Genomic DNA, 14,494 nt, shown 5'->3' with positions numbered 1-14,494 from the left:
TCTAAATTCCGTATGTGTTCCATTTTCTATTCACCAGGTTGACAATCTCCGGTGACATCCTGATATCGTCAGGCCACTCCCGTGTAAAACCCTCCTCCGGCCATTTCTTGGTGGCGTCAATACCCATCTTTGAACCAATCTTGGGCAATTGGGACGCGTGTTCCAGGGCGTCCATGGGGCCGTCAACGAAGGTAATATCCCGGCGCGGGTCCACGTTATTCCCAACTCGCCACATGACTTCATCCACATTATGCACGTTCACATCCTTATCCACCACCACAATAATTTTTGTGAACATCATCTGCCCCATGCCCCATATCCCGTGCATGACCTTCTTCGCCTGGAATGGGTAACGTTTATCAATTGACAGGAAGGCAAAATTATGAAAGACACCAAAGAGCGGCAGGTTCATGTCGATAATCTCTGGGATCATAAGTTTTAATAAGGGCAGAAATAACCGTTCCGTAGCCTTTCCCATGTAACAATCCTCCATGGGGGGTTTACCCACGATCGTTGTGGGATAGATCGGTGTTCTGCGCTGTGTAATGCAGGTGATGTGAAATACAGGATAATAATCGGCCAGTGAATAATAACCCGTGTGGTCGCCAAAGGGACCTTCAATGCGTGTCTCTTTGGGATCGACATAGCCCTCTAACACGATCTCTGCATCAGCAGGCACCTCCATTTCAATCGTTTTACAGGCTACCATCTCTACGTTTTTTTTCCTTAAAAAACCCGCAAAGACCATTTCATCTACCTCCGGGGGAACGGGTGCCGTAGCGGCATAGGTAATGGCCGGATCACAGCCCAGCGCAACAGCCACCGGCATACGTTTATTTTCTCGCTGATAATCCCGATAGTGCCGGGCCCCATCGTGATGGATATGCCAGTGCATCCCGGTTGTCCGGTTGTCATACACGTGCATACGGTACATCCCGGTATTCCTGTTACCCGTTTTTAGATTTCTCGTAAAAACCAGAGGCAGGGTAATAAATTTCCCTCCGTCTCCCGGCCAAGATTTTATAATGGGCAATCTTGCAAGAGATGGATCGGTTTCATATACGATCTCATGACAGGGTGCATGTTTCACCATTTTGGGGGGAAATTTTGATAATGTCATCAAGAGGTGTGGAATGAACTTAATCTTGTCAATAAAGGTTGATGGCATCTCAGGTTTAACGAGACTCTCAATCTCTTTGGCAATCTCATCCACACTTTTTACATTGAGCGACATGGCCATGCGTTCATAGGAGCCAAAGGCGTTAATGAGTACCGGTATCGAATAACCCTTTACATTTTCAAAGAGGAGGGCTGGTCCATGTTTCTTAGAGACGCGATCCGTTATCTCGGTAATTTCTAAATCAGCAGATACTTCTGTTTTGACGCGTTTTATTTGCCCTGCATCTTCCAGCTTTTTAACAAAATCCGATAGCTCTTGATATGCCATGTTTATTTACACTTGAATAAAGTTAGAGTTCCTGACCTGTAATGGAAAAATGCAAACCATTTCGGCTATAGTCAGTATAGAATTCAGAAGCAGGAAGTCAGAATAAAGAATTTAAGGAGAACAGTTTTACCTTTTATACGGAATCCTGATTCAGTACTGAATAATTATCAATCATTTGATCTCCGCTTGTGTACACAAAACGATAATAAAATACCGTTGAGATATAAATTCATGGCGGGAGCGTGTGGGAATCGAACCCACCTATCCCGCTAAAAGCGGGACAGACCGGATTTGAAGTCCGTCGCCGACACCAGCCGACATGCACTCCCACACTATTTCGTGATACTTTTGGCCAAAGATAAAACAATATTTTTGGGGTTCACTTCAATTCAAAGTTTTCCGTGCCAGCAGTCTTGAATGGTGATTCAATATCCTTAGGCGTCAGGACGCCACCTGAAAGGAGTGTTTTAAACGCCTCTTCTACCGTAAGATTCGTATCGATAACATCATCTTCCTTGGTAAATATTAAAAACCCTGTTGTCGGATTTGGTGTAGTTGGGATAAATACGCTGATAAATTTGTGTTCATTATTATATTGTGTCGTACCTGTTACAAATCCGATAGATTTTGTACCTTCTTTTGGAAAATCTACAAAAACTACGCGTTTAAAAGACTGTTTTCCAGGTAAACTTACCGCGTGAATAATTTGTTTTACGGACGAATATATATTTCTAATAACAGGGGTTTTTGTTAAGAGGTTTTCAAAATAATTAATAATGGCCTTCCCTACAAAGTTGGCTGCAAATATGCCAATAAAGTACAATGCGATGAATGTGAGAATAAGCCCCAAAAAGGTGATAATAAATTCATCAAGAGAGGTCTTTGGCAGGGCAACACCCAAAAATTGCAAGAACTTTTTGATAACTGGGGCGAGCGTGCCGCCGACGAAGCTGAAGAGAAACTTTACAACAAAAAAGGTTACATAGACGGGCAGGATTAATAACAGGCCTGTCAACATCCTTTTTCTGACGTCTTTTTTAAATTGAGTGAATACTCCGTGTTTGGTTTCTTCCATAAATTAAATGTATCGACAGTTTAAAAATAACTTGATTTCCAAACAAAGGCCATTATACCGGAGAAAATAAAATTAAAATCAGCAACAGTTTCAGGTAAAAGACCCTCTGATATAATCTTTCTCTGGAGCAGATACTGATACCCAGAGGCATAAGCAACGCAGGGGAGCAAATAATATCCCAGCGTAGTCGTCCATCCAAAGAGTGGACTAACTGACAATAAGACTGCAACTAATACTATAATAATAAGAAGAATTGTCTTTGTCCGTTCCTTTCCAATAGCAATGGGGATTGTTTCTTTACCCAAAATACGGTCACCCTGGATATCCCGTATATCAAGGACTACCGCCCTGATAAATGCGAGGCTGAATGCAAAAGCAATAGCAATAACGAGTGACGGCGTAAAACTTTTCTTCGACCCAAGGAAGGGTATTAATGCCGTACTAACTGCCCATGCAATACTGTAAAAGATCTCCTTTGAGCCAGGTATTTGTTCAAGACTTCTATAACGGATAACACGGGAAAAGCTCTTCGGTATTATCTCCAATCGATAAAAAATGCCAAAGAGACTGGCAAGAAAGATGCAGAAAAAAATGGATTTACTCAGGATAAACCCCAGGATAAAGGATGCCACTGCTCCCGTAATGCCAAGGCCGATAAAAAGAGTTTGTCTCTTTTCATAGAATTTAGCCCTTGCCGGCTCATTGAGCGCCACGGCTTCTTTATTGGCAAAGTGATTCAGAACTTGCATAGAAAATATAAAAAACGCCGCAATCAAACAAAAGCTTAATCTGGGCTGAACCCCAAGTAGTGCAGCGCTTGCGTAACCGAGACTCGCTGCCCCTAATCCCGAATATGTACAACTTCCAATAAAAAAACTAGCAATGCTTTTTAAACCAAAAAAAAGCCTTCCATATCTACTTACTTTGTAGGAATGTACCTTCTCGACGACCCTTTTGATCATCCAGTTGGGGGTAGAAGCGCCTGCGGTTACACCAACAGTATCATAATCTCTGAGTTTACTGAGGTCTAACTCGGCGTCCGTTTCAACATGGAATGTCGGCGTTCCCTGAGACTCGCATATCTTAACCAGTCTGGCCGTATTGGCACTTCCTCTCCCACCAACAACGATCATGGCATCCACGGATTTGCTGAGACTTATAACTTCGTCCTGTCGTTTGTAAGTGGAACTGCAAATTGTTTCAAATGATTCGCACTTTGAGTACCGTTTTTTAAGCCGCTGGATAGCCTCCTTAAACAGACGTCTATCTTGTGTTGTTTGTGCTACAATACAAACTTTGTCCATTGGGGGAAGATGTTCTATTTCTTCCAATTCCTGCACAACGTGTCCTTTGCCTTCAGCATACCCTAATAGTCCTATAACCTCTGCATGCCCTTTATCACCCACAATAACGGTTGAATATCCTTGCGCGGCATATTTTTTGATAATGGATTGAACCCTCATTACGTGGGGGCAAGTAGCATCACAGACCTTTGCACCCATATTCTCAATTTCTTTTCTACGGGCAGGTGTAATGCCGTGTGCCCTGATAACGACGGTGCTCTTGGAAAGGTCGGTTTGTCCATTAACGACATGGATTCCCCGCTTTTCTAAATATTCAAGTACCTGCGGGTTATGAATCAGCGGTCCATCGGTAAATACTTTACCATCCTCGTTCTTTTCGTTTGCAGCATCCAGAAGAATGTCCATAGCACGCCGCACACCCATACAAAACCCGGCTGTTTTAGCGACTTTTACTCTCAATAGTTACCTCGGAAACTTTATCATGAAAAACTCCTGCCATGAACGGGCAATCGTTCTTTACCATAATACCCGATATAATTTAACCGCTTCAATACGGTGAAAATCCACTTGATTATGGCTTGCCATGCCCTGATTTCATGGCGTGCCTCTGCGTTAATCTCTTTTGAATCCCTGACAATTGCGGCTAATTTTATCAGTTATGATGAGTGATGTCAATGTTTTAATAACAACTGAAAATAGTAGGCGAAGGGGGGTTTTTCCTTGCTATATAATTATCTGTTTTTCTATAATGGATGAATTATAAATAAAGGACAAAGACTGTTCATTTTCATCCTTTGCCCATGGTAATAACGGTAAATATCTTAACATAAAAGCCCGGTTGGTTGTCTACCTTACTACAAATAAGTCATTTTTTCTGGGATCTTTGAACTCCCAAAAACTAAATTCATTAGCATCATGCGTATGACAAGATTTTTTAAAACAAAGAACTTCTTTTACTTTCCTTTACGCTACACAATATTTAACCGTTATGCACAGAAATAATATCCTTGTTGCCATGCCAGTCTTCAATGAAATCGCCGTATATAACATTATTCAAAGGGTTAAGAATTTTTCTCTTGATGTACTAGTAATAGACGATGGTTCAACCTATAGTCTCCGTAAGGAGTTAATAAACGTCGAAAACATTCGTATGATCGTACATCCGAGAAATCTTGGCTATGGCAAAGCGATCATAGATGCATTCACGTATGCAATGAAAAATCGATACGATTATCTATTGACAATTGATGGAGACGGACAGCATGAACCCGAAGAGATTCCTCTGTTTTTAAGAGAAATCCCCTTTCATGACTGTGACATCTTATCGGGATCCCGGTATTTTTTCCCCCTGAAAGTAGGCGCAAATGTGCCGATAGAACGGTATCTTATTAATAAAAGAATTACCGGCATTTTAAATCGCATAACGGGTTTTGGTTTAACGGATTCTTTTTGCGGTTTTAAGGCGTATAAGGTCGGAAAACTGAAGGCATTGCATGTGACGGAACATGGATATGGAATGCCGCTGCAATTATGGATACAGGCATGGAAGATGGGATTGTGGGTAAGGGAAATACCTGTTAAACTCATATACAAAGACCTCACTAAACATTTTAAAGGCACCTTGGAAGACCCGAATATAAGGTTGCAGTATTATAAGAATATTATACGAAAAGAACTTGCAGATATGGAACAAAAGAACATAGCCGTGTGCGGAACAAAGAAAACCGTAAGGTATTAATATCTTTAAAGTTGCACCATGACAGTAAAAAGAGATGCTCTTCCCCATGCCCTTTATATTCATATCCCTTTTTGTGTAAAAAAGTGTAATTACTGCGATTTCAATTCGATTGTATCGGGAACAAAAATAGTTGACCGCTATCTCCATGCCCTTGAAAAGGAATTACGTGCTCTGCAAGGACGATATGTATTTAAAACGATTTATATTGGGGGAGGGACGCCAAGCATACTGGCTGAAACTCAGTTAGAAAAACTGCTCCATAGCGTTGTTCGTTATGTCCCGGCTTCGGAGATACAGGAATATACCGTTGAAGTAAATCCCGGCACATTGACCGGAAACAAGGTTGCATTGCTAAAAGCATATTTTGTGAATCGCATCAGTTTGGGCGTTCAGTCGTTTCAGGATAGCCAATTAAAACTTCTTGGACGTATTCATTCCGGTGATGATGCCAGAAATGCCTTTCTTTTATTGAGGACAAGCGGTTTTGAAAATATTAATATTGATTTAATATTTGGGTGTCCGGGCCAGTCTTCCCATGACTGGGAAAAAGATTTGAGGATAGCAGTTGAATTGAACCCGGAACATATATCAACGTACTCCCTTACGTATGAAGAAGGGACGCCACTCACGATGGATTTAGAGAATGAGGTTGTCCATAAACTGGATGAATCTGTTGAATTAGAGATGTATAAAACAGCCATACGTCATTTAACAAGTGCTGGTTATAACCACTATGAGATCTCAAATTTTGCAAAGGATAGATGTGAGTGTTCCCATAACCAGGTCTATTGGAAAAACACGGGTTATGCAGGGGCAGGGGCAGGGGCATTTTCCTTTATTGATGGCCGCAGGACTTCGAACGTAAGAGACGTGTTTCAATACATGGCGGGAATACACGAAAATAAAAATGTACAATCTTTTGGTGAATGTTTACAACCTGAACAGTTTGCATCAGAAACGGTAATTATGTCTTTGCGGTTACGTCAGGGCATATCAAATACCGATTTTTATAAACGATTTGGTTACAATCTGGAAGAACAATTTGGAACTCAAATAAACAGATTGGTAAAGGAAGGCCTGATTAGTTATGAGGATGAGAGGCTGAAGCTTACAGAAAAAGGTTTATTTATTGCAGACACGGTAATGACGGAATTTGTATAAGATATATTTTTTACATTTTATTGAGGAGCTATGAAATTGGTAAGCGCTACAGAAATTAAAAGGGGTACCGTTATTAAAATGGATGGCGAATTGTATTTAGTGGTTGATTATCAGCACGTGACACCGGGAAACTGGCGGGGCATGGTGCAGGCAAAGCTGAAGAGCCTAAAACAGGGAAGTGTAGTTCAGAAGCGATTTCGGTCTACTGACAAATTAGAGGATGTATTCTTAGAACACCGGGTGATGGAGTACCTTTATAAGGAGGGAGATAATTATTGCTTTATGGATACAGAAAATTATGAGCAAGTATTATTGCCCAAAGAGGCGGTCGAAGATGCCATCCCTTATATGACCTTAAACAGTCAGGTGAAGATAGCCTTTTATGAGGGCAAGGCGATTTCGGTAGAATTACCATCGTCAGTTACTTTAAAAATTGTCGAAACAGACCCCGGCATGAAGGGAGATACCGTAGTGAATGTTTATAAGCCTGCAAAAATGGAGACAGGGCTCGTTGTAAAGGTTCCTCTGTTCATCAATAATGGCGAGGTAATCAAGGTAGATACGAGGACAGGTGAATTTCTGGGTAGGGAATAGGTATCAGTTAGCAGTTGACAGCGGAAATTTATCTCCTTCTGCTTACTGCTTTTTGACTGCGGCCATGCCGTGTTATAAGAGGGACAGATATGCGCATAGAGGAATCTATTAAGAACTACGGTGCAAAGATAGACGAACTGTTAAAAGAACTCATTCCACCCTATAGAAAAAATTATTTGAGTGAACCTATATGGCATCACCTGCAAACGGGGGGGAAAAGGGTGAGGCCGGCGCTCTGTCTGATTACCTGTGAGGCGTTAGGAGGAAATCCTGATGAGGCTATCCATTTTGCCCTTGCCGTGGAGACCATGCACAATATGTTCCTTATCCATGACGACATTGAGGACGGCGACACGGTAAGGCGTGATCAACCCACGGTATGGGTAAAATACGGTACCGCGAATGCGATTAATGCAGGAGATTATCTCCTTGCGTGTGCTTACAAAACTACATTGGCAAGCCCAATATCACTGGAAAAGAAGATACGATTATTACAGGTGCTTACGTCAACCTACGAAAAAACCGTGGAAGGTCAGGCGCTTGACATCAACGCAAGGGCTGCTGAAGATTTTTCAGTCGATGATTATATGAAGATGGTGGAGATGAAAACAGGATACTATCTTGCCTGCGGAATGGTTGGCGGGGGTATTGTATCGGGGATCTCGGAACAGGTTGTGGAAAAAATATGGACGCTTGGAAAGACGATGGGACCAGCGTTTCAGATCCGTGATGATTTAATCGATTTGACACACGGTAAGGGACGCGGGGGGGTAATTGGTTCCGATGTGAAAGAAGGTAAGGCAAGCTTTTTATATGCATACACATTACAGGTTGCATGCGCGGAAGATAGGAAACATTTGCGCAAAATCATGCTAAAACCCAGGGATGAAACAACCGATAGCGATATACAATGGGCGCTGGATGCATATAAAAAATATAATGCCATACAGTATGCCCAGGATTATGCGGAAGATTTAGTAAAACAGGCTTATAAGACAATTGACGAGATTCCTGTAGAAAACAAAACGGTATTCAAAGAAATTGCGTCTTTCATGGCACAGCGGATGTCTTAATAAAGCTTTTCGGATGTTTTTGATAGTAATCTGTAAATTAAGTATTCATTGTTGATTCTATAGCACCTATAGTTATTTGGGAGAAGATGAAAGAAGATGGGAATAATTGGAAGAAATTTACCGGTAATAACAATTGCAGGCGCAGTGGTGTGTTTATCCTTATGTGGTTGTGGCAAAAAAGAGGCATCTGAAAACGCCGAAGTTGCAAATAGGGAGGTCGTACACGAAGAAAGCGCTGATACCCCGGAAGCTAAGAAAGAGATCGTTCTGCCGGAAAAAATGACTGCAGCAGAATATTATAACTACGGATTGGAAAGTATCAAAAAAAGTGGTTTTGACGAAGCGATTGCAGCATGGCAAAAAGCGCTGGAACTCGAACCAACGATGATCAATGCTTATGAAAAGCTTGGAAAAGCATATTACACACAAGGCAAATTCGATAAGGCCGGAGAGATCTATCGGAAAGAACTGGAATTGAAGCCAGATGACCCAATGATATATTATAGCCTGGGGGTTGTCTATCGGATGAATGAACAATTTGAAGATGCGGTTAAGATGCAGACGAAGGCCCTATCTTTAAATCCCAACCTTGCCACGGCCTATAACGAACTTGGGCTAACATATTGCAAACAGAAAAAATTGGACGAGGCCATAGATGCACATAAAACAGCCTTAGAGCTAGATCCCAACCTGGGAACAGCACATAATTATCTCGGGGTCGTTTATTTGTTAAAAGGAATGAGCGCTGAGGCGGAAGAAGAATTCAATCAGTTCAAAAAATATGAGGCAGGCAAAAGCATGTACCCACCACATGGTGCGGCTTCTTCACATTAAGAAACTCTCTCACCACAACGTTCTGAGAGAAAAAATACAAAATCTTCCCGGTAGGGGCGAACGATCGTTCGCCCCTACAATATTTATTCTCTCCAACAAAATTTAGCTGAGAGTTTCGTTTAAAGAGAGATGTTTTTTTGATACCACCTGATGTATTATTTTGCTTTTTCCTGTTCCTTCAAACAGATTGGACATGACAAAAATTCTGTTCCACATTCATCACAATGTTGAATGAGCATTTCTTTTCCCTTTTTCTTACAATCAGGGCATTTCATTTCCCATCCAGCCAATGCCTTTCCCTTGACAGGCCTTCTTCTTACTTGCTTGCATTTGGGACACTTTCCTTCCATAGTCGCTGTTTTCAACTCGGCAGAAGCTTTCTTGCACATTGTGCATACGAGTACATCTTCTCCGCACTTATCACAATGGTGAACCGCAAGCTCCGTTATAGAATTCTTACAATCCGGACAGACCATCGGCATTGCTGCAAGCGCCTTTCCTTTCTCAGGACTCACGCGCACTTCCTTACAAGAAGGACAAACAAACTCCTCTACACTTGGATGTTCTGGCGCCATTGCCTTTTCACTATGTTTGTGTACTTCTTCAGCATAAGCCAAATTACCCATCCAGATTGTCATGCCAGCGGCCATAATCGCAAATACAACTATTCCAAAAATTTTCTTGCTTCGCATACGTTCTTACCCTCCTTTCAAAACCGAAAAAAGTGATTAAATTCCCTCGCCACTAAACTTTTAACATATGTAAAACACACTTTTAACCTTTTTTACCATAATTGTCAACGAATTTATTTCAAATAAATTGTTAATAAATATTAAAAAATACCACATTCGATACCTTTTCTCCTTAAAACTATTTCCTGGTCTGAATCAAATCCTGCATAGTACACAGGTTTGTCATTAATTCCCACCAACCATTTTTAAACGAGGCATAATCGGGTCCTCCCATTGCTGATGCGTATCGCACCGAGTTGGCATAAAAAAACCACTGTTTTATCCACTTGTGTTCGATCATTTCATCAAAAGGATTTGATGGATCAGCCAATCCTTCATTCCAAGCCTTCAGAATGAGCCGGGTAGCGGTCAGACTCATCTTATCTGTTTCTGCTATAGTAGCATCAAGTCTGGCAAAATGCTGATTAACCCAGTCAGTGTTGTGACAGCCCCGGCATATCTTCTTCATTTCATTTTGACGCCATATTTGTTCACTCTTGTCGATCAGATACTCAGAAGCCGGCTCTCCGGTAAAAGCAGTTGGAAGTGGGAGGTCGTCTTTGTTTTTGATCAGATATGTTCTGGCATCCTTTGGCTGAGGATGTGAGTAAATGAGCCCAAATAATCTGACCCACAATCTTGAACCGAAATCGTGGGTTCTTGGCGCAATAACTTTGCCATCTGGAGTAGTCAAAAGGCTATTATGGCAGGTGGCACAGGTTGGCGCTTGAAAATCCTTACCAATCCTCCAGGGGACATTCGTCCAGTTCCATTCATGTTGTTTTGAAAAGAAAATGTTTCCGTGTTTACTTTCTCTGTACACATCAAATGCCGGCACATCCGGTTCGAGATGGCATTGGGAACACGTGTAAGGTTTTCGGGCTACCTCAATTGAAAAGCTATGCCTTGCATGGCATGGGGTGCAGGCGCCAAGGCTTCCATCGGGATTAATCCTTCCTACCCCCTGATTTGGCCAGTTGGAAAGGTCAGGAACGTCAATATCTCCAATATCGGTTGATATTTTTTTCATTCCTTTCACCGTGACAAGAGTGCCATGGCAGGCATAGCAAGTTTCCGATTTTGAATTATCCGATGCATTGAGACGGATTATTTTGCCATCTTTAATCTCTTTTAAACCCTGAACCGTTTCGACAAAGGTATGATATAAAGGATTTTTTTGCAAAATGTCCAGGGCATTGGCCTTTTTACTCACAGAATATTGTCCCACTTCTACAGGATGACATGTCTTGCAATCGTTTGGTGAAACGACAACATTGATCTTAAATCCAAAGTGGCCGAAGTTATCCTTGTGGGAAGGTGCGTTCTGGCCATGGCATTCATAGCAGCCAATTACAACAGACCTGAAGGTCTCCGGAATTATATCGCTTGAAATCCTCCTTTCAAGAACAGGCTTTGCCAGAGCCATTTCCGGAGTGACTTTTGAATGTCTGCTTGTGAGCCAGTCTTCTACGATTCCAGGAGTGTATTTTTTATGACACAACACGCAGAGTTGCGTTTGCTCGCTGAGGGCCACCTGCATGGCACCTGGCTGTTCTTCTTCCGCAAGTATTTCCGCAACAAAAATACCCATTGAAACTAAGCAAAACAGGGAAACGAGCAATAACTTCATCGAAGATACCTCCTTTGCATTTATGATTAGCCCCAAATATTCTCCCAATTACTATCACGGACACCAAACCTCTCATCCTTTTTCTCTCCTGTTTTTCTAAGATTTCTTAAAACACTTGATTATTTCCATAATGATAAAAACGAGGGTGGAAAATCCAAAGATAGCAATCCAGTCCTTTAATTCTAAAGGCATTACCTTAAAGACATTTTCAGAGTAAGGGATATAGATAATGGCTACTTGCATGGCCAATGAGAATCCCGTTGCAAGCAAGAGCTTTTTATTAGTAAAAATACCGATCTTAAATAATGAACGATGTGCATTTCTGCAGTTAAAAGAGTGAAACAATTGGGAAATAACCATTACACTAAAGGCAGCCGTCCTTGCCCTCTCAAGATCGCCAGTGAGCGGGCCACCTAAGCAGCAGGGTATCAATTCATTCAGAAACCAATAATGTAAATAACCGGGTTTCACGCTACTTGTATAGTATAAAACATACAAATAAGCAAGTAGCGTGCTCAGAGCTATGAGAAAGCCCTGAAAAACGATCAATAAGCCAAGATTTTTGTCTATAATTTGTTCGGCTGACCTTCGGGCTGGCCTTTTCATAATATCCGTATCTACAGCATCGACACCCAGCGCCAGCGCCGGCAATCCGTCTGTAGCAATATTTATCCATAATATTTGTATCGGAAATAGTGGCAGGGGAAGGTTGCATATCGAGGCAAAGAGCATCGTCAAAATCTCACCGGCATTACATGACAGCAGATAGTGGATCGATTTCTTTATGTTGTCGTAGATGCCTCTTCCCTCTTCTACGGCCGCAACAATGGATGCAAAGTTATCATCGGTTATGACCATATCTGACGCCTCTTTTGTGACATCGGTACCCGTAATACCCATGGATATCCCAATACTTGCCTCTTTTACGGCAGGGGCGTCATTTACACCATCGCCCGTCATGGCAACAACAGATCCTTGTTTCTTCCATGCCTTCACTATCCTGAGCTTGTGTTCAGCAGAAACCCTGGCATATACAGCTATCTTTGATACCTCTTTTTCTAAAATTTCAGCAGGGAGCGTATCCAGTTCAACCCCTTCGATAACCTTTCTGTCGTTACAAAGGAATCCCAATTCTTCCCCAATCGCCCAAGCAGTATTCTTATGGTCCCCGGTAATCATAACGGTCGTTATCCCTGCTTTATGACAGGTAGCAACTGCATCTTTTACCTCCGGCCTGGGAGGATCAATCATGGCCAGTAAACCCGCAAAAATCAAATCTCTTTCTGTGATAGCAGGGTCAGGGTTGAGAGTTTCAAGGTCAAGGGGTTTGAATGCTATGCCGATCACGCGCAATGCAGCATCGGCCATCTTGTTGTTTTCATTTACGATAACTCGAATATCATCCTCCGTCAGATCTCTGAGTTCTCCTTCGATGTAGATCTTTGTACAATCCTTTACAATGACATCCGCTGCGCCTTTTTCGCAAACGAGAAAAACAGAATAAGGTGTTTTTCTGACGGTGGACATCTTTTTCCGGTCAGAATCAAAGGGGTTCTCTGAAGCAAGGGGAAATTTTTTCTGTAAACCTTCCTTCCATAAGCCTGCTTTGGCAGCAGCGCTTAAAATGGCACCCTCGGTAGGATCACCAATAACCTTCCACGTAGTATTATCTCTTTTCAGATGGGCATTGTTACATAATACTCCTATGCCTAGCACAAACGTTACCATTCGCCTGTCAATCTCTGAAAGAGGCATGTTATTGAAAGCAAAATTTCCTTCCGGGTCATAACCCGTTCCTGAGACGTCAACGGTCTTACCATTAGCAAATATCTTTCTCACTGTCATCTCATTCTGGGTTAGAGTGCCTGTCTTATCTGAGCAAATGACCGTAGTGCATCCAAGCGCCTCTACCGCCGGCAACTTCCGAATCAATACATGGCGTTTCACCATGCGCTGCACCCCCAAGGCCAGTGCAATAGTCACTATCGCGGGCAAACCTTCCGGGATAGCGGCAACGGCAAGGCTTACCGACATAAGGAATGCCTCCAACAACGGATCTTTCCGCCATAACTCTAAAAGAAATACAAGCGTTACAATCCCCAGGCACAGATAGACTAACTTTTTCCCAAAGACTTCGAGCTTACGCTGGAGGGGGGTATCTTCTTTTCCCGCTTCCTGAATGAGACCTGCAATCTTTCCCAACTCAGTGTGCATTCCGGTTGTTATCACAACACACATCCCTTTACCACTTGTTACCGAGGTGCCCATAAATACCATATTTTCCCTGTCGCCTATAGGTAATAAGGGATTTTGGAGCGGTTCAGCGGATTTGACGACCGGCGTTGATTCTCCCGTAAGAGAGGCCTCCTGGGTTTTCAGGCTAAAAGAAGAGCATAATCTGCCATCCGCAGGGACATAATCTCCAGCCTCGAGCAGTACGATATCACCCGGCACAATGTTTCGGGAAGGAATAGAATGGATCTCGCTGTTACGCAACACCCTTGAAAAAAGGGTTGTCATTTTTCGTAATGCCTCAAGGGATTTCTCGGCACGATATTCCTGAATAAATCCAATAATGGCATTGATGATAACGATGGCAAGAATGGCCAATGCATCGACCCATTCTCCCAAAAACCCGGAGACTATCGTCGCAGCAATCAGTATCCAGACGATAAAGTCATTAAACTGCCCCAAAAAGAGCATGAGGGGGGAGATACCTTCCTTTTCCTCCAGTTGGTTGTATCCGTATTTTTTCAGCCTGTTTTCTGCCTCAACATGACTAAGCCCACTGTCGGTATTGGTACCCAGATTCCTCATAATCTCGCTTGCCTGCATCGTATGCCAGGATATATCAGTCATTATTACGTTGTCCCCAGAAAATTTTTAAAACCTTCCATACTATTCATT

11 protein-coding genes and 1 tRNA gene are annotated in these 14,494 nt (G+C 42.3%); 5 read left to right on the top strand and 7 right to left on the bottom strand.

Translation table 11 applies throughout. From position 1 onward, the window contains the following. Nucleotide 1 precedes the first annotated feature (1 nt). From BROSI_RS18390 to ispH, 4 genes are all read right to left on the bottom strand, one after another. Nucleotides 2-1,447, bottom strand: a complete 1,446-nt coding sequence (locus tag BROSI_RS18390) for a menaquinone biosynthesis decarboxylase (RefSeq protein WP_052565482.1) — start codon at nt 1,445-1,447, stop codon at nt 2-4. A 232-nt stretch (nt 1,448-1,679) separates the two neighbouring features. Then, nucleotides 1,680-1,776: transfer RNA gene (locus BROSI_RS18385), tRNA-Sec, on the bottom strand. A 50-nt stretch (nt 1,777-1,826) separates the two neighbouring features. Then, nucleotides 1,827-2,522 (bottom strand): DUF502 domain-containing protein, encoded by a 696-nt coding sequence (locus tag BROSI_RS18380; RefSeq protein ID WP_082059323.1) that lies wholly within the window; start codon nt 2,520-2,522, stop codon nt 1,827-1,829. 20 nt (nt 2,523-2,542) lie between these two features. After that, the gene (gene ispH / locus BROSI_RS18375; protein WP_157842630.1) at nt 2,543-4,285 is read right to left on the bottom strand and encodes a 4-hydroxy-3-methylbut-2-enyl diphosphate reductase; all 1,743 of its coding nucleotides are present in this window, start codon (nt 4,283-4,285) and stop codon (nt 2,543-2,545) included. Between the two features lie 529 nt (nt 4,286-4,814). Between ispH and BROSI_RS18370 the strand changes: the two genes are divergently transcribed. From BROSI_RS18370 to BROSI_RS18350, 5 genes are all read left to right on the top strand, one after another. Continuing rightward, complete coding sequence (locus BROSI_RS18370; RefSeq protein WP_082059322.1) at nt 4,815-5,564, top strand: glycosyltransferase family 2 protein; 750 nt, start codon at nt 4,815-4,817, stop codon at nt 5,562-5,564. Between the two features lie 18 nt (nt 5,565-5,582). Then, nucleotides 5,583-6,725 (top strand): radical SAM family heme chaperone HemW, encoded by a 1,143-nt coding sequence (gene hemW, locus BROSI_RS18365; protein WP_052565472.1) that lies wholly within the window; start codon nt 5,583-5,585, stop codon nt 6,723-6,725. A gap of 30 nt (nt 6,726-6,755) precedes the next feature. Beyond that, a complete protein-coding gene (gene efp, locus BROSI_RS18360) occupies nt 6,756-7,319 on the top strand; it encodes an elongation factor P (protein ID WP_230400709.1) in 564 nt (187 codons plus the stop codon). Between the two features lie 89 nt (nt 7,320-7,408). After that, nucleotides 7,409-8,392, top strand: coding sequence for a polyprenyl synthetase family protein (locus BROSI_RS18355; RefSeq protein ID WP_052565470.1), 984 nt, complete (start codon nt 7,409-7,411; stop codon nt 8,390-8,392). Nucleotides 8,393-8,488: 96 nt separating this feature from the next. After that, nucleotides 8,489-9,226: a tetratricopeptide repeat protein gene (locus BROSI_RS18350; RefSeq protein WP_052565468.1), complete on the top strand. Its 738-nt coding sequence runs from the start codon at nt 8,489-8,491 to the stop codon at nt 9,224-9,226. A 155-nt stretch (nt 9,227-9,381) separates the two neighbouring features. On the opposite strand, the gene BROSI_RS18345 is transcribed toward BROSI_RS18350, so the two are convergent. The 3 genes from BROSI_RS18345 to BROSI_RS18335 all read right to left on the bottom strand — a co-directional run bounded on the left by BROSI_RS18345 (nt 9,382) and on the right by BROSI_RS18335 (nt 14,446). Next, nucleotides 9,382-9,918 (bottom strand): hypothetical protein, encoded by a 537-nt coding sequence (locus BROSI_RS18345; protein WP_052565466.1) that lies wholly within the window; start codon nt 9,916-9,918, stop codon nt 9,382-9,384. Between the two features lie 178 nt (nt 9,919-10,096). Then, entirely contained in the window at nt 10,097-11,587 is a 1,491-nt protein-coding gene (locus BROSI_RS18340) for a multiheme c-type cytochrome (RefSeq protein ID WP_082059321.1), read from the bottom strand. 96 nt (nt 11,588-11,683) lie between these two features. Then, nucleotides 11,684-14,446 (bottom strand): cation-translocating P-type ATPase, encoded by a 2,763-nt coding sequence (locus BROSI_RS18335; RefSeq protein WP_082059320.1) that lies wholly within the window; start codon nt 14,444-14,446, stop codon nt 11,684-11,686. Nucleotides 14,447-14,494 lie beyond the last annotated feature (48 nt).

This window comes from Candidatus Brocadia sinica JPN1, assembly GCF_000949635.1.
In the GTDB taxonomy this organism is placed as follows: Bacteria; Planctomycetota; Brocadiia; order Brocadiales; family Brocadiaceae; genus Brocadia; species Brocadia sinica.
The sequence above is the reverse complement of the archived record's forward strand: the minus strand, read 5'-3'. Positions and strand labels throughout refer to the sequence as shown.